The organism is Variovorax sp. J22R115 (assembly GCF_030317005.1).
Taxonomy (GTDB): domain Bacteria; phylum Pseudomonadota; class Gammaproteobacteria; order Burkholderiales; family Burkholderiaceae_C; genus Variovorax.
Genome location: NZ_JASZYM010000006.1, coordinates 290202 through 304106, shown reverse-complemented (window position 1 = coordinate 304106; position 13905 = coordinate 290202). Strand labels below are relative to the sequence as shown.

Below are 13905 nucleotides of genomic sequence, written 5' to 3'. Positions count from 1 at the left end.
ACTCCAATGGCGCTGCGATGCCTTCAATCTAGTCCTGGGGCCGCCTTGGAAAAAGGCGATCCACGACAAGGCGCCATTGCGGCGATTGCAAGAATCGGCCGGGATGGCGGAACGCGTTGTTGACGAAACTGCAATGCGCTTTTGCGCCTGGCCGCCTTTGCGCTTCGCCCGAAGCTTCCTAAAGTTGTACCGTTCCCCGGCAGCTTTTCAGCTTCAACAAGGATGGGCGTATGAGCCAGCAACCTCTCTTCTTCGACGACCTCCACATCGGTGACCAGTTCCGCAGCGGCACCCATGAGCTGAAGGCCGAGGACATCAAGCGTTTTGCTAGCGAGTTCGACCCGCAGCCTTTCCACCTCGACGACGAGGCGGCACGCGCAACGATCTTTGGCGGGCTGGCCGCCAGCGGCTGGCACACGGCCGCCATCACCATGCGCCTGCTGGTGACCGGCGGCCCCCGCTTGGCTAACGGCATCATCGGTGCGGGCGGAGAGGTCGAATGGAAGACACCCGCCCGTCCCGGAGACGTGCTGCATGTCGAGAGCGAGATCGTGGAATTGATTCCCTCCCGCTCCCGCCTGGACCGCGGCGTTGCGGTGCTGCGTTCCAAGACGCTCAATCAACGCGGCGAGGTGGTGCAGATCACGACCGCCAAGTTGATGGCCACTCGGCGCACTTCGGCTCAAGCCTGACCCGCGCGCCGGCTCTATCATGGCCCTCCGCATCACACCGGAGGAGCCGCCAGCATGGACCGCATCACCGCGATGAATGCCTTCGTCCGCGTAGTGGAGGCTGGGACCTTCACCAAGGCAGCCGACACGCTGGACGTGCCCAACGCCACGGTCACCCGGCTGATCCAGGGGCTGGAGGAAGACCTGAAGGTGCGGCTGCTGCACCGCACCACGCGCTCGGTCACCGTCACGCCCGAAGGTGCCAGCTACTACGAGCGGGTGGTGCGCCTGCTGGCCGACCTGGCGGACATCGAATCGTCTACGCGCATGTCCCAGGGCAAGCCCGTGGGCAAGGTGCGCGTCGAGGCGCCGGCGGCCATCGGCTCGATGGTTATCGTCCCCGCCCTGGCCGACTTCTATCGGCAGTATCCGGATGTGGAGGTCGAGCTGGGCGTGAGCAACCGGCGCACGGATGTGGTGGCCGAAGGCGTGGACTGCGCCATTCGCGCCGGCGAGGTGGTCGAGCAGCAGATGGTGACCCGGCGGATCGGCCTGTTTCGCTTCACCACCTGCACCTCCCCCGCCTTCTTGAAGGCATGCAGGGCACCGGCGACACCGGAGGAGCTGCGCACTTGCCCGACAGTCGGCATGGTTTCGGCGCGCACGGGACGAGCGATGGACTTCCGCTTTTCGAACGGCGATGGCTCAGCAGCCGATATCACGCTGGAACACAGGCTGGTGGTGAACGACACCAACTCCTATGTCGCGGCCGGCGTGGCGGGCCTGGGCTTCATCCAGGCGCCCAGCTATGCCGTGAGCGATGCCCTGAAGGCGGGTACGCTCGTTTCGCTGCTGGAAGAGTGGAAGACGCCGGACATTGCGGTGAACGTGCTGTACGCGCCCAACCGCTACCTGAGCGCCAAGGTCCGCGTGTTCATCGACTGGACCATTGCGCTGTTCGACCGGCATGAAAGCCTGCGCCTGAGTTGAGCGCCCCGGTGCGTGCCAGCTCGACGCGCAGGCGTTCCATGCCGGCATCGCGGATGCCGAAGCGCGAGAGCGCGTCGATGGTCGCATCGAAGTAAGCCAGCGAAGTGCCCAAAGAGCCGTGGCCCGTGCGGATCAGCCGGGCGACTTCAGCCACCGGATGCCTGCCGATGTAGCGCTCGTGGCGCCGGTTCACCACGAAGGTGAGGGCGCGGTGGGCACCGGGTGCGCCACGCACCTGGATCCACCGGGCGTCGTAGGCGCCGGGGAACATCTCGCGGCGCCACAGCAGCTTCAGTTCCGCCGGAACCTTGGCGGCTTCGATGCGGAACAACAGCCCGCGGCATGCGCCGCCGTTGTCCAGCCCGAGCATGGCACCCGGGGCCTGCGGCGAGCCGCGCCCCAGAAAGCTGCGCAGGCAGAAGCTGCGATGCCAACCCTGCACGTGTACCAGACTGGCGTGGGCCGCGTCCATCGCAGGGTTCCACATGAGCGAGCCGTAGCCGAACACATGCAGGTCCTGCGAAGGATCGTGGTCGCGCAGGATGGCCTGCAGCGATTCCTCCATCTCCGCGTCGGTGCGAAAGCGCACGCCAGACGGCGGGTCGGCGCGCATTTCCTCGATGAGCGAGCCCGCGGCCAGGCGCTGGCGCGTCAGCTCATGCTCGGCGCCGCGGGGAAACTGGATGTCGTCCATGTGGATCCCGGTTGCTCTTACTCGGCAGCACCCGCGGCAGCCGCGGCGATCGCGTTGGCGACCTGTGCCGGCCTGGCCAGCTGGGGAACATGCGACGTCGGCACGCTGACGATGTGGGCCGAGATCTTCTCCGCCATGGCCTTCTGCAGGCCCGGGTCGATCATGTGGTCGTGCTCCGTCAGCACGTACCACGAGGGCCTGGTCCGCCAGGCGGCGGTCACGACCTTCTCGTCGAAGCTGCCGGCGCTGATCGGACCCTGGGACAGCGTCATGGAACGAACGGTGCCGGGGGGCAGATCCTGGGCAAAGTGCTTGCGCATGCCCTCGGCGTTCAGGCGCAGGTAGCCGGCGTTGTCCTTGGTGATGAAGTCCGCGCCGGGCGGCTGGGGATAGCCCTTGCCTAGGTCAGCCACCGATTGGCCTTCCGAGGGCGCAAAGGCCGCCACATAGACCAGTGACTTCACGCGGGCATCGCCGCCCACCTCTGAGATGACGGCGCCGCCCCAGGAGTGGCCCACCAGCACCACCGGTCCCGGCACATCGTCCAGGGCGCGCCAGGTGGCTGCCACGTCGTCGACCAGGGAGGTGAGCGGGTTCTGCACCGACACCACCTTCAGGCCCTTGGCCTGCAGCAGGGCCGTGACCTTGTTCCACGACGAGCCGTCGTCGAAGGCGCCATGGACCACCACGACCGTTGGCGGTTGGGGACGGGGCTCGGCGGCGTGCGCCTTCACGCCGACGTTGATCGCCAGGGCGGCGAGCATGGCGCTGTAGATCATGGTTTTCATGGCATTTCTCCTTCGGGGTGGGAGTGCTCAGGCGGCCTGATAGCGCTGCGCCGCGCTGGCCCGCGAGAGGTTGGGGCCCAGGGCCTGGCGCGCCGCTTCGAGGCGGTCCCAGTCGCCAGCGTCCGGCAGGGCTGGAATGGTCACCAGTTCCTTCCGGTCGAAGCCGACCAGGGCGGCGTCGACCATGTCCTCGGCGCTCATCACGATCTCGCCGGGCAGCTCGTCCACCGGCTTGCCGGAGACTTCCCAGAAATCGGTGCGGGTGGCGCCCGGCAACACGGCCTGCACCTGGATGCCTTGCGGCGCCAGTTCATGCTGGAGCGACTGGGTGAAGGCCAGGACGAAGGCCTTGGTGCCACCGTAGACGCCGTTGAGCAGCTCCGGTGCCAGCGCCACGACGGAGGCGATGTTGATAATGGCGCCCTTGCCGCGGCGTGCCAGGCCGGGAGCGACCGCCCGGGTCAAGCGCGTGAGGGAGGTCACGTTCAGCTGGATCATGTCTTCCAGGCTGTCGGCGTCGGAGTCGACCAGGGGGCGGGTGGCGCCGATGCCGGCGTTGTTCACCAGCAGTTCGATGCGCTCGTCGGACGCCAACTGCTTCTCCACGCGCAGCACGCCTTCCTTGGCCGTCAGGTCGGCCGCCAGCACTTCAATGCTGCGGCCGGTTTCGGCCTGCAGGCGAGCAGCCAGCGTCTTGAGCTTGGCCTCGCTGCGCGCCACCAGGATCAGGTCGAAGCCGCGACGGGCCAGCCTGTCGGCGTAGATGGCACCGATGCCGCTGGACGCACCCGTGACCAAGGCAACATGACGGGACTTGTCGATCGTTTGCATATGAGTTCTCCTGCAGATGTGAGGGTCGGACCCGGCGCGCGCGTGTCAGAACGGATCCTGGGGCGAACGGGCGGCGGTGCGCGCGTCGGCACGCGCCGAGGCGCGATCGACGAAGCCGCGCGAGACAGCGACCACGCCTTGGCCGTAGCTGTCGGAGTAGTGGTCCGGGCCATGGGCCGCCGCCACTGCCGTGCGACGCACCTCGCTGCGGTCAGCCGATGAGGAGGGCAAGGCCGTGACGTGCGACGAGGCACCTTCGGCATAGGGGTTGTCGCTGTACGCGGCAATCACGGCCTCTGCACGCACGGCGGCGCGCGAGTTGGCCGACACCGGGGGCGTCACGCCTTCATACGATTCGGCATGGGCACCCACCGCGGCGAGAAGCGAGAGGGCGGCGGCGGCGATGAATTTCGAGCTTTGCATTTCGGTTTCCTTCAATGGTGTGAGTGAGTGGTTGAGTCGAGTAACGGGTGCAAGACAGAGCAATGAATGAATGACTACCCTGTGCGATGAAGTTTGTGGCGGCGACCCGTAAAGAAAAACCTTCTATCCGTCAGTACCTCATTGCTGGGATCGCAACAATCGCGGCGCGCCCCGCTATGCAGGCTGCGCGCTGGCCCATCCGCCGCCCAGGGCGAGGAACAGGTTGACCTGGTCGGCGGCCACGCGGCTCTCCGCGGCCGCCAGGCTCTGCTCCACCTGGCTCAGGGTGCGAAGCGCATCGAGCACCGGCAGGTAGCCCACGCGGCCCGCATCGAAGAGGCGCTGGGTGTCCTTGGCAGCCGCTTGGGCCTGCGCCCGGGCGGCCTGCAAGATCGCGCGCCGCTCCTGGTCGCGTGCATAGACCTCCAGTGCGCTTTCCGTTTCCTTCAATGCAGCCAGCACGATGCCGTCGAAACGCGCCAGCGCGGCCTCGCGGTCGGCCTCGGCCGAGCGGACGCGGGAATGCGCCCGTGCCCGATCCGGGAACTCCCAGGTGATGAGCGGGCCCAGCGAGAACTTGAGGCTGTCGTCGCGGAAGGCATGCGCCACCGTGCCGACGGATGACACCGAAGCGCCCAGCGCCACCTTGGGGTACAGGTCGGCCTTAGCCACGCCGATTCGGTCGGCGGCCGACAGGACCTCAAACTCGGCGCGCCGGATGTCCGGCCGGCGCTTGAGCAGGCTGGCGCCGTCGCCCACGGGAAGGGGCTGGCGCAGCAGCGGCTCCTGCGCGCAGTCTTCCAACTGCCTGGGCAGTTCCTGCGGCGCCCTGCCGGTGAGCGTGGCCAGGCGCACCCAGGCCACCCGCCGTTGTGCCTGCAGCGTGGGAATGCTGGCGCGCACCTGCTCCTCCTGCGTTTTGGAGCGTTCCACGTCCACCGAAGCGGCGCGCCCGTTGGCGGCGAGCCGGCGGGTCAGCTGCGTGCTCTGGGCCTGCAGGTCCACCTGGCCTTGCGCGATGCGGATCTCGCGGCCGGCGGAGCACATCTCCAGGTAGGCGCGCGTGGTTTCGGCCACCACGGTCACCCGCACCGAGTCGCGTGCGCCCGTGGCGGCCCCCACGTCGGCCTGCGCCGCCTCGACGCTGCGCTGGATCTGCCCGAACAGGTCGAGTTGGTAGGACACGCCGAAGCCCGCGCCATAGACCCACTTGCTGGGCAGCGGGTTGCCGGGATGCAGCTCTTCCTGTGCGGAGCGCCGCCCGAAGCCCACATTGCTGCTGAGGGTGGTGGTGGGCTCCTGGGCGGCGCCTGCCAGGTCGAGCGCCGCGTTGGCCTTGCGCAGGTTCGCCGCGGCCACGCGCAGGTCCGTGTTCGCCGCCAGGGCTTGCTGCACCAGGCTGTCGAGGGTGGGGCTGTCGTACAGCCGCCACCAATCGTTGGGCACGGGGTCTTGCGCGACGTTCGCGTGATCCGCATCGATGAAGCCGGCCTGCGCGGCCGGCTTGTTGACGGCGGCGTCGGCAGGCAGGGGCGCCACCGGCGGCACCAGGCTGGCACACGCGGCCAGCAGTGCGGCAGCGGCCATCCCAAGCCAGAGGCGGGCTTTCATGGCTGCACTCCTTCGCGCACGCTCGCGTGGCCCCGGCCAGCGTCCACCACGTCAACCGTCGCGGTGCGGCCCATGATCAGGCGCCGGTCGTCGGGCAGCGTGTCCAGCCGCACGCGGACGGGAATGCGCTGCGCCAGCCGTACCCAGTTGAAGGTGGGGTTCACGTTGGCCAGCAGGTTCGAGCTCGGGCTGCGTTCGCGGTCTTCTATGCCGGCCGCAATGCCCTCGACATGGCCGGTCAGCGCCTTGGGCTCGCCGATGAGCCGTACGCGCACCGGGTCGCCCGCGTGGACGCGGGCAATCTTGGTCTCTTCGAAGTAGCCCACGACGTGGATCGAATCCTTGTCGATCAAGGCCAGCGCAGGGCGCCCGGTGGTGGCATACGTGCCGGGGCGCAAGTCGAGGTTGGTGACCCAGCCGTCCACAGGCGCCACGACCTGCGTGCGCGCGACGTTGACCCGCGCGTTGTCGACGGCGGCCGCGGCCTGCGCGAGGGATGCGTTGAGCTGTTCGAGCTTTTGCGCGCTCTGCTCGCTGGCTTCGGCCGGCACCAGCTCGCCCAGGTCGCGGTTGCGGCGGTTCTCGCGCTGTGCCTGCGCAATCTGAGACTTCAGGCCCCGGACCATTGCCTCGGCCTGGGCCAAGGCGATCTTCGGGCGAACCGGATCGACCGAGAAAAGCAGGTCGCCCTTGTGCACTTCCTGGTTGTCACGCACGGCGATGCGCTCGACGATGCCCGACACGTCAGGCGCGACTTGCACCACCTCGGCCCGCACCCGACCATCGCGCGTCCAGGGTGCTTCACGGTAGTGCTGCCACAGCGCGTGGCTCGCCCAGGCGCCGGCCGCGACAACCGCGGCTGTGACGCCCATTCTCATAATCTTCTTTGCAGGTATTGCCATGATGTTCATCCCAACAGAAAGGCCAGGTCGTTCTGGAAGTGCGCGGCGACCATGGCCAATGCCAGCCAGAGCACGCCGAAGAGCGCGAGGTTGAAAAGCGGCGGGTGCCACACCCACCGGTACGCACCCGTGGCGGCCATCACGCGAGCCACGACGGCCAGGGCGGATGCCGCGAGCAGCGCGGTCGCCAGGCCCGCGCTGATAAACAGGCCGAAGAGGTTGAGGTCGGTGATCATGAGTTGTCTCCGTGGGCGCCAGCGGCGGCAGCGGCCGGCGCGAGCAAGGCCAGCCTTAGGCCCGTGGCTGCGGCAAGCCCCTGCGAGCGATGAGGGCCTGGGTCGATGTCGTTCAGATCGGCGATCACCTGGTTGATCGACCGGGCTATGGCCGCGCCCGGCGCGGCGTCGGGTTGGGCCAGCCGTTGGCGGAAGTGCGCTGCAAGCTGCAGCAGGGCCGCGTCGATGGCTGCGCGCGGCTGGGGTGCCACCTGCAGCGCCGTCTCGCGCAGATCCAACATGTTCACGCCCAGGCGCAGGTCGTCCAGCGCATGTTCGGCCCGGGCGCGCATGGGCCCCTGGGCCGCGGCCATGCGCGGCAGCAACAAGCCCATGCGATCCATCATGCGGCTGGCCCATGCCGCGCGCGTCACGCTGCGCTGGCCGTCCGCGATGTCGGCCAGGTCGTGCCACACCGCATGCATCAGTCGGCGGACTCCGGTGGCTGCGGCGATCACCCGGACGAGCGAGGTGACCGTCAGCGCAATGGTGGTGCCGAGCAGCGACCCCATGGCGGTCGCAATGAAGCTCGAGAAGTCGCCTGCCTGGACCGGCTGCACCGAGATCAACGTGACGACCACCAGTGTGAAGCCCAGCGCCGGGACCGTCCACTTGGGAATGGAAAGAAAGAAGGCGCTGGTGAACAGCAGGGGCGCCAGCACCATGGCGAGCGCCAGGTAGCCGTCGACCGCGGGAAGGATCGCGAACACGTACAGCGCAGCCACCGGCACGGCCAGCCCGGTGGCCATCATCATCAGGCGCAGGAAGGGGCGCGGATCGTCCAGGAAGGCGAACAGGCAACTGCCCACCGCGGCCAGGCCCACGGTGATGGCGCCCTGGTCCCAACCCAGCGCCCAGCACAGCGCGCCGGCACAGAGCACGGCCACAGCGGCTGACAGGCCGGACAGGGCCGCCAGCCCGTGGTCGATGTGCAGCACGCGGGGCGAGGCGACGGCCATCAGGCGCTGGATGGTTGCGTCGGGCGCCTTCGCGGGATTTTCCAGCTGGTGCATGAGGGCCAAGCATTCGTCCCAGGTCCGCAGCAGTTCGGCCAGGCGTTCCATGGCGCCCAGGGCCAGCAGCTCGCTGTCCGGCAGGTGGGTGCGCCCGATGTCGACCAGGGTGCGCCCGCTGTCGGCCAGTCGGGCGGCGTCGCCGTTGTCGCGCGGCTGTTCGAGATGGCGCCGCACGGCATCCAGGTGCTGGTCGATCTTCACGGCCAACGCGGGGTCTGCGGAGCGGGTGGCGGCGAGCCGTTCTTCTACGCCGGCCAAGAGCGGCAGCAAGGCGAGCGCGCGTTCCTCCAGCGAAATCACCACGCCCATGTCCCGCGCGCCGATACCGGGCTCGAAGCGCAATACGGCGGCCAGGGTGCGCGCTTCGGTCAGGTCGGCGGCCAGGCGTGTGCGTGCCTGTTGCGCGCGCTCGTCCGTGGGCGTGGCACCCAGGCCTTGCAGGATCCAGTGCTTGGCGTCGGCGAGCGTGGCACTCAGCCTCGCGACCATCAGCGGCTTGACTTCGCGCGGCGCGAAGACGGTGTGCACCGCGACCGACACGGCAGCACCCAGGGCCACTTCCTCGACGCGCCACAGCGCCGTATCGAAAGCCGACAACGGCGAGTTGGCAGACGACAGCCCGATGAGCGGCAAGGTATAGGCGGCCAGCAGGAACACATAGCTGCTTGGGCTGCGGTCCAGCAGCGAGACATAGAGCAGCAGCGCGACCCAGGTCGCAATGCCCGCCAGGAGCATTTCCGGCGCCGCATTGATGATGGGGATGAACAGGAGAATGCCGGCCGCCGCAAGCGCGGTGCCCACTACCCGGTACACGGAACGCGAGACGACGGAGCCGGACACGGCCCCCAGTTGTTGGCTGGTGAGAAACACCGTCAGGCCCGCCCAGCCGGGATGCGGCAGGTTCAGCCAGAGCGCCGACAGCATGGCGGCCAGCGTGGCCGCCGCGGTCTTGCTCGCATAGATGACGCTGCGCTTGTGGATGGGACTCATGGCTTGCCTCGTGGGTGCGTGCTGAAGGAAATGCAGGCACTCTAGGAGGCCGGGGCGCGGCGAGTTAGAGGGCTGGATGAAATGATGTTTTGCAGCGCGCGGGCTGGTTGATTCGAGCCAGCGCGACTACCTTCTGGCCGTCACCCAATTCGAAAGGACGCGCCATGAACAAGCTGTTGCAGGACGTGCTGGAAGCCCACGGCGGCCTCGATCGCTGGAACCGCTTCAGCACCGCGCGTGCGCAAATCGTCTCCGGCGGCGGCTTGTGGCCGCTCAAGGGCCTGATCCAGGACGCCGCCCCACGTCAGATGCGCATCTCGACGCACGAAGAATTCGCCTCGGTCGCGCCCTTCGGGCAGGCCAACTGGCGCACCAGCTTCCGGCCCGACCGCGTGGCCATCGAGACGCTGGAAGGCGAGGTGGTCAAGGAACTGGCCGACCCGCGCGAATCCTTCGCCCGCCACACGTTGACCACGCCGTGGAACCCGTTGCACCGCGCCTATTTCAACGGCTACGCCATGTGGACCTATCTCACCACCCCCTTCTTCATGGCCATGCCTGGCTTCGAAGTGCGCGAGATCGACCTGGTGGAAGAGAGCGGTGAGCGCTGGCGAGGCCTGCGCGCGACCTTCCCCGCGCATATCGCGAGCCACTCGCGCGAACAGGACTTCTACTTCGACGAGAAGGACCTGCTGCTGCGCCGCCACGACTACCAGGTGGACGTGGCCGGCGCCTTCCCGGCCGCGCAGTATGTCGACCGCGTGGTGGACGTGCAGGGCCTGAAGATGCCCAGCCGCCGCCGTGCCTATGTGCGCGGACCGGACCTGAAGCCGGTGCGCGACCTGCTCATGGTCGCCATCGACCTGAGCGATTTCGAGTTTTCCTGAACCGACACGGAGCTTGCATGAACCACCAGAACTCGCGCTCGAACATCCTGATCCATCACCCGGATCCGATCCTGTCTGCCGGACTCGTGGCGGCACTGCGGCAGCACGGCATGTTCGAGGTCTTTGTGCATGGCGTCGACCACCTGGGGCCCGATGGGCCCCGCATCGATGCGGTGGTGGCCGACTATGACGGCGCGCTGCGGCTGGTGGACCCGGCCACTCGGCGCGTGGGCGGCATCTGGGGCGAGTCGCGGGTGCTGGCGCTGACGGCGAACGAGCGCGAGAACGACATCCGCCGCGCCATCGAGGCGGGCGTGCACGGCTACTTGCTCGTCGGCGGCGCGCTCGGCGAACTGATCGACGCGGTAACCGCGGTGGCCCAGGGCGTTCGCTACCTGAGTGCGGCCGTCGCCCAGCGCATGGCGGACAGCCTGACGCGGGCCACACTGACGGCGCGCGAAGTCGAGGTGCTCAAGCTGGTCGCATCGGGGCAGCCCAACAAACACATCGCACGCGCACTCAACATCGAGCTTGCCACGGTCAAGTCGCACATGAGCGCCATCATGAGCAAGCTGGGCGCCAGCACCCGCACCCACGCGGCGCGCATCGGTGCCTCACGCGGGCTGGTGGCCGAGGACGCATTTCTCGCGCGACGCGGCGATGCGGTGGTGCCGGTGCTCGAAGGCTGAGTAACGCCCCGGTCGCGCGAGCTCTCCGACTTCGGTTGTAGATGCCCGCCCGACATCGGTGGGTACCTCGAAATCATCGCCACACCTAACCTGAAGGTGGATCCGAAAGCCTCGGTCCGAGTCTATTCCTTCCCACATTTCAGGAGTCACCATGATCACGCTAGTCAACAAGAAGGTGCTGTACACCGCGCGCGTCCACACCGCCGGCAACCGCGATGGCGGTTTTTCTCGCAGCGATGACGACCGCCTTCGCATCACGCACACCGTGCCCGGCAAGAGCGGCAACGGCACCAACCCGGAACAGCTGCTGGCCGCCGGCTGGTCCGCCTGCTTCCAGGGCGCCATGGCGCTGGCCGGCGCGCAGCTGAAGGTGGCGCTGCCGCCGCAGACGGCGGTCGATGCCGAGATCGACCTGGTGCTGGGCGACGACGGCTACAGCCTTCAGGCCCGCCTGAACGTGAAGCTGCCCGGCCTGGCCCGCGATGTCGCCCAGGGACTGATCGATGCCGCGCAGAGGTCCTGCCCGTACTCGAAGGCGCTGCGCGGCAACGTGGACGTGAAGTACACGCTGGCCTGATGCGACCCAGGCGCGCGTCCTGGGTGCCCCTCTTGCATCCGGGACACTCGCCTGGCCACGTCGCATTCAACAGCGCAATGGAGATGATTCCAATGAACACGCAACAAAGCGCCCCGGCGATCAACGCCCCTCGCCGCGGCTTTCTGGGCAGCGCCGTCCTTGCGGCGGCGGCAGCCAGTTGGGGGCTCGGCAAGCCCGCGTTCGCGCAGGCGGGCAAGGCGTCCTCTGCCAGCACGGCCGGCGCGAAGCCGGACACGCACACGTCATTTGCATCACTGAAGCAGATCGATGCAGGCGCACTCAATGTCGGCTATGCAGAGGTCGGCCCGGCCACCGGGCCTGCGGTCCTGCTGCTGCACGGCTGGCCCTATGACATTCACGCCTTCGTCGATGTGGCCCCGATCCTCGCGGCCCAGGGCTTGCGAGTCATCGTGCCTTACCTGCGCGGCTACGGCTCGACGCGCTTCCTTTCCAATGACACGCCGCGCAACGGCCAGCAATCGGTGCTGGCGAGCGATGCGATCGCGTTGATGGATGCCCTGCGCATCGACTCGGCCATCGTCGGTGCCTTCGACTGGGGCGCACGGTCCGCCAACATCATGGCCGCGCTGTGGCCGGGGCGCACCAAGGGGCTGGTATCGGTCAGCGGCTACCTCATCGGCAACCGCGACGCGGGCCGCAAACCGCTGCCGCCGGAGGCGGAGCTGCAGTGGTGGTACCAGTTCTACTTCGCCACGGAGCGCGGCCGCGACGGCTACGAGAAGTACCGACGCGAGTTCAACCGCCTGATCTGGAAGCTGGCTTCGCCCAAGTGGCAGTTCGACGATGCCACCTTCGAGCGCAGTGCGGCATCCTTCGACAACCCGGACCATGTGGCCATCGCCATCCACAACTACCGGTGGCGCCTGGGCCTGGCAGAGGGCGAGCCCCAGTACGACGCGCTCGAGGCCAGGCTGGCGAAGGCGCCGGACATCCGGGTGCCCACCATCACGATGGAAGGCGACGCCAATGGCGCTCCCCATCCGGTGCCGGGCGCCTATGCGAAGAAGTTCTCGGGCCCGTATGAGCACCGGCTGATCACGGGCGGCATTGGCCACAACCTTCCCCAGGAAGCGCCCGCGGCGTTTGCCCAGGCCATCCTGGACGTCGGCCAACTCTGAGTCACCACTCATCACCCCAACACCACATCAAGATCATCGGACGCCGTCCAATCGGCATGCATCGAGAACCAGGAGAAAGACCATGAAGGCCGTCATCAGTGCCTATGCACGTTCCCCATTCCACTTTGCCCGCAAGGGACGCCTGGCCGAGGTGCGGCCCGACACGCTGGCGGCCAATGTCGTCCAGGGCCTGCTCAAGCGCACCGATCTCGACCCCGCGCTGATCGAGGACGTGATCATGGGCTGCGCCTACCCTGAAGCCGCGCAGGGCAACAACATCGCGCGCATCGTCGGCTTGCTGGCGGGCCTGCCACACGCGGTGGGCGGCATGACGGTGAACCGCTTTTGCGGCTCCTCGATGCAGGCGGTGCACATCGCCGCGGCGCAGATCGAGGCGGGCATGGGCGACGCATTCCTGTGCGTCGGCGTGGAGTCGATGAGCATGGTGCCGCAGGGCGGCTTCAACTTTTCGCCCAATCCGGAGCTCAAGGAGAACACGGACGCCTACGTCTCCATGGGCCAGACCGCGGAGAACGTGGCGCAACGCTGGAACGTGAGCCGGCTAGACCAGGAACTGCTGGCCTTGCAGTCGCACCAGAAAGCTGCCGCGGCCCGCGAGCAGGGGCGCCTGGCCGCCGAGATCGTGCCGATTGCATTGCCCGGCGGCGAGTTGGTCGACGTGGACGGCTGCATCCGGCCCGCCACATCACTGGAGGCGCTTGCCGCGCTGAAGCCAGCGTACCGGCCCGATGGCGTGGTGACGGCGGGCACCTCGTCGCCGCTGACGGATGGTGCTGCCGGAGTGCTCGTCACCAGTGATGCATTTGCCGCGCGCTACGGCCTGCAGCCCTTGGCACGCGTGCGCAGTTTCGCGACCGTGGGCGTGGACCCGGCCATCATGGGCATCGGCCCGATTCCGGCCACCCGCAAGGCGCTCCAGCGAGCCGGCCTGACGGTCGACGACCTGGACGTGGTCGAGATCAACGAAGCTTTTTCATCGCAGGCGCTGGCCTGCATCCGCGACCTGGGAGTGGACATGGCCACAGTGAACCTGGACGGCGGCGGGCTGGCCATCGGCCATCCGCTGGGCGCCACCGGCGCGCGCATCACCGGGAAGGCAGCGGCGCTGCTGGTGAGAGAGAACGGGCGCTACGCGCTGTCCACGCAATGCATCGGCGGAGGGCAGGGCATTGCCACCGTCCTGGAGCGCGTCTAGCGACTCGCCCCCGCCCAGTAGTCCTCGATGCGCTGAACCAGGCTTTCCGGGAGCGGCACGTAGTTCAGTGCGCGCGCGTCGGACTTGCCTTGCTCCAGTGACCATTTGAAGAAGCGCAGCGCCTCGGCGGTCTGCGCCGGGTTGCGGGGGGTTCGCGGCACCAGCGCGAAGGTGGTGGCAGTGAT

Annotated in this window: 16 protein-coding genes; 7 read left to right on the top strand and 9 right to left on the bottom strand. The window is 68.0% G+C overall.

Annotation, left to right across the window (positions count from 1 at the left end):
* Positions 1-230: 230 nt before the first annotated feature.
* Together QTI04_RS13175 and QTI04_RS13170 are read left to right on the top strand one after the other, a co-directional pair.
* Positions 231-692 (top strand): MaoC family dehydratase, encoded by a 462-nt coding sequence (locus tag QTI04_RS13175; protein ID WP_286616062.1) that lies wholly within the window; start codon positions 231-233, stop codon positions 690-692.
* 54 nt (positions 693-746) lie between these two features.
* Positions 747-1661, top strand: a complete 915-nt coding sequence (locus tag QTI04_RS13170; RefSeq protein ID WP_286573290.1) for a LysR family transcriptional regulator — start codon at positions 747-749, stop codon at positions 1659-1661.
* On the opposite strand, the gene QTI04_RS13165 is transcribed toward QTI04_RS13170, so the two are convergent.
* The 8 genes from QTI04_RS13165 to QTI04_RS13130 all read right to left on the bottom strand — a co-directional run bounded on the left by QTI04_RS13165 (position 1606) and on the right by QTI04_RS13130 (position 9191).
* Positions 1606-2355, bottom strand: coding sequence for a gamma-glutamylcyclotransferase (locus QTI04_RS13165; RefSeq protein ID WP_286573292.1), 750 nt, complete (start codon positions 2353-2355; stop codon positions 1606-1608). The two genes, QTI04_RS13170 and QTI04_RS13165, sit on opposite strands and share 56 nt — an antisense overlap.
* Before the next feature lie 17 nt (positions 2356-2372).
* Positions 2373-3143 (bottom strand): alpha/beta fold hydrolase, encoded by a 771-nt coding sequence (locus QTI04_RS13160; protein ID WP_286616061.1) that lies wholly within the window; start codon positions 3141-3143, stop codon positions 2373-2375.
* 27 nt (positions 3144-3170) lie between these two features.
* On the bottom strand, positions 3171-3974 hold the full coding sequence (locus QTI04_RS13155) for an SDR family oxidoreductase (protein WP_286616060.1): 804 nt from the start codon (positions 3972-3974) through the stop codon (positions 3171-3173).
* 45 nt (positions 3975-4019) lie between these two features.
* Positions 4020-4397 carry a helicase SNF2 gene (locus tag QTI04_RS13150; protein ID WP_286573296.1) on the bottom strand — a complete coding sequence of 126 codons (378 nt, stop codon included), beginning with the start codon at positions 4395-4397 and terminating at the stop codon, positions 4020-4022.
* A 174-nt stretch (positions 4398-4571) separates the two neighbouring features.
* The gene (locus QTI04_RS13145; RefSeq protein ID WP_286616059.1) at positions 4572-6008 is read right to left on the bottom strand and encodes an efflux transporter outer membrane subunit; all 1437 of its coding nucleotides are present in this window, start codon (positions 6006-6008) and stop codon (positions 4572-4574) included.
* Positions 6005-7021, bottom strand: a complete 1017-nt coding sequence (locus QTI04_RS13140) for an HlyD family secretion protein (RefSeq protein ID WP_336621887.1) — start codon at positions 7019-7021, stop codon at positions 6005-6007. The genes QTI04_RS13145 and QTI04_RS13140 overlap by 4 nt, the downstream gene beginning before the upstream one ends.
* Positions 6916-7146, bottom strand: coding sequence for a DUF1656 domain-containing protein (locus tag QTI04_RS13135; RefSeq protein WP_286573299.1), 231 nt, complete (start codon positions 7144-7146; stop codon positions 6916-6918). The genes QTI04_RS13140 and QTI04_RS13135 overlap by 106 nt, the downstream gene beginning before the upstream one ends.
* Positions 7143-9191, bottom strand: a complete 2049-nt coding sequence (locus QTI04_RS13130; RefSeq protein WP_286616058.1) for an FUSC family protein — start codon at positions 9189-9191, stop codon at positions 7143-7145. The genes QTI04_RS13135 and QTI04_RS13130 overlap by 4 nt, the downstream gene beginning before the upstream one ends.
* Positions 9192-9355: 164 nt before the next feature.
* On the opposite strand from QTI04_RS13130, the gene QTI04_RS13125 reads away from it, so the two are divergent.
* From QTI04_RS13125 to QTI04_RS13105, 5 genes are all read left to right on the top strand, one after another.
* Positions 9356-10078: a hypothetical protein gene (locus QTI04_RS13125; RefSeq protein WP_286616057.1), complete on the top strand. Its 723-nt coding sequence runs from the start codon at positions 9356-9358 to the stop codon at positions 10076-10078.
* 17 nt (positions 10079-10095) lie between these two features.
* The gene (locus QTI04_RS13120; protein ID WP_286616056.1) at positions 10096-10767 is read left to right on the top strand and encodes a response regulator transcription factor; all 672 of its coding nucleotides are present in this window, start codon (positions 10096-10098) and stop codon (positions 10765-10767) included.
* A gap of 151 nt (positions 10768-10918) precedes the next feature.
* The gene (locus QTI04_RS13115) at positions 10919-11344 is read left to right on the top strand and encodes an Ohr family peroxiredoxin (RefSeq protein ID WP_286616055.1); all 426 of its coding nucleotides are present in this window, start codon (positions 10919-10921) and stop codon (positions 11342-11344) included.
* Positions 11345-11436: 92 nt separating this feature from the next.
* Positions 11437-12504 carry an alpha/beta fold hydrolase gene (locus tag QTI04_RS13110; RefSeq protein WP_286616054.1) on the top strand — a complete coding sequence of 356 codons (1068 nt, stop codon included), beginning with the start codon at positions 11437-11439 and terminating at the stop codon, positions 12502-12504.
* Positions 12505-12586: 82 nt separating this feature from the next.
* Positions 12587-13720, top strand: coding sequence for a thiolase family protein (locus QTI04_RS13105; protein WP_286616053.1), 1134 nt, complete (start codon positions 12587-12589; stop codon positions 13718-13720).
* On the opposite strand, the gene QTI04_RS13100 is transcribed toward QTI04_RS13105, so the two are convergent.
* Entirely contained in the window at positions 13717-13881 is a 165-nt protein-coding gene (locus tag QTI04_RS13100; RefSeq protein WP_286616052.1) for a hypothetical protein, read from the bottom strand. The two genes, QTI04_RS13105 and QTI04_RS13100, sit on opposite strands and share 4 nt — an antisense overlap.
* Positions 13882-13905: the final 24 nt, after the last annotated feature.

Excerpts from the sequence above, each read along its gene's own strand:
- QTI04_RS13165 (WP_286573292.1), bottom strand. The coding sequence starts at position 2,355 with ATGGACGACATCCAGTTTCCCCGCGGCGCCGAGCATGAGCTGACGCGC.
- QTI04_RS13130 (WP_286616058.1), bottom strand. The coding sequence starts at position 9,191 with ATGAGTCCCATCCACAAGCGCAGCGTCATCTATGCGAGCAAGACCGCG.
- QTI04_RS13105 (WP_286616053.1), top strand. The coding sequence starts at position 12,587 with ATGAAGGCCGTCATCAGTGCCTATGCACGTTCCCCATTCCACTTTGCC.
- QTI04_RS13155 (WP_286616060.1), bottom strand. The coding sequence starts at position 3,974 with ATGCAAACGATCGACAAGTCCCGTCATGTTGCCTTGGTCACGGGTGCG.
- QTI04_RS13135 (WP_286573299.1), bottom strand. The coding sequence starts at position 7,146 with ATGATCACCGACCTCAACCTCTTCGGCCTGTTTATCAGCGCGGGCCTG.
- QTI04_RS13145 (WP_286616059.1), bottom strand. The coding sequence starts at position 6,008 with ATGAAAGCCCGCCTCTGGCTTGGGATGGCCGCTGCCGCACTGCTGGCC.
- QTI04_RS13175 (WP_286616062.1), top strand. The coding sequence starts at position 231 with ATGAGCCAGCAACCTCTCTTCTTCGACGACCTCCACATCGGTGACCAG.
- QTI04_RS13160 (WP_286616061.1), bottom strand. The coding sequence starts at position 3,143 with ATGAAAACCATGATCTACAGCGCCATGCTCGCCGCCCTGGCGATCAAC.
- QTI04_RS13120 (WP_286616056.1), top strand. The coding sequence starts at position 10,096 with ATGAACCACCAGAACTCGCGCTCGAACATCCTGATCCATCACCCGGAT.
- QTI04_RS13170 (WP_286573290.1), top strand. The coding sequence starts at position 747 with ATGGACCGCATCACCGCGATGAATGCCTTCGTCCGCGTAGTGGAGGCT.
- QTI04_RS13150 (WP_286573296.1), bottom strand. The coding sequence starts at position 4,397 with ATGCAAAGCTCGAAATTCATCGCCGCCGCCGCCCTCTCGCTTCTCGCC.
- QTI04_RS13110 (WP_286616054.1), top strand. The coding sequence starts at position 11,437 with ATGAACACGCAACAAAGCGCCCCGGCGATCAACGCCCCTCGCCGCGGC.
- QTI04_RS13125 (WP_286616057.1), top strand. The coding sequence starts at position 9,356 with ATGAACAAGCTGTTGCAGGACGTGCTGGAAGCCCACGGCGGCCTCGAT.
- QTI04_RS13115 (WP_286616055.1), top strand. The coding sequence starts at position 10,919 with ATGATCACGCTAGTCAACAAGAAGGTGCTGTACACCGCGCGCGTCCAC.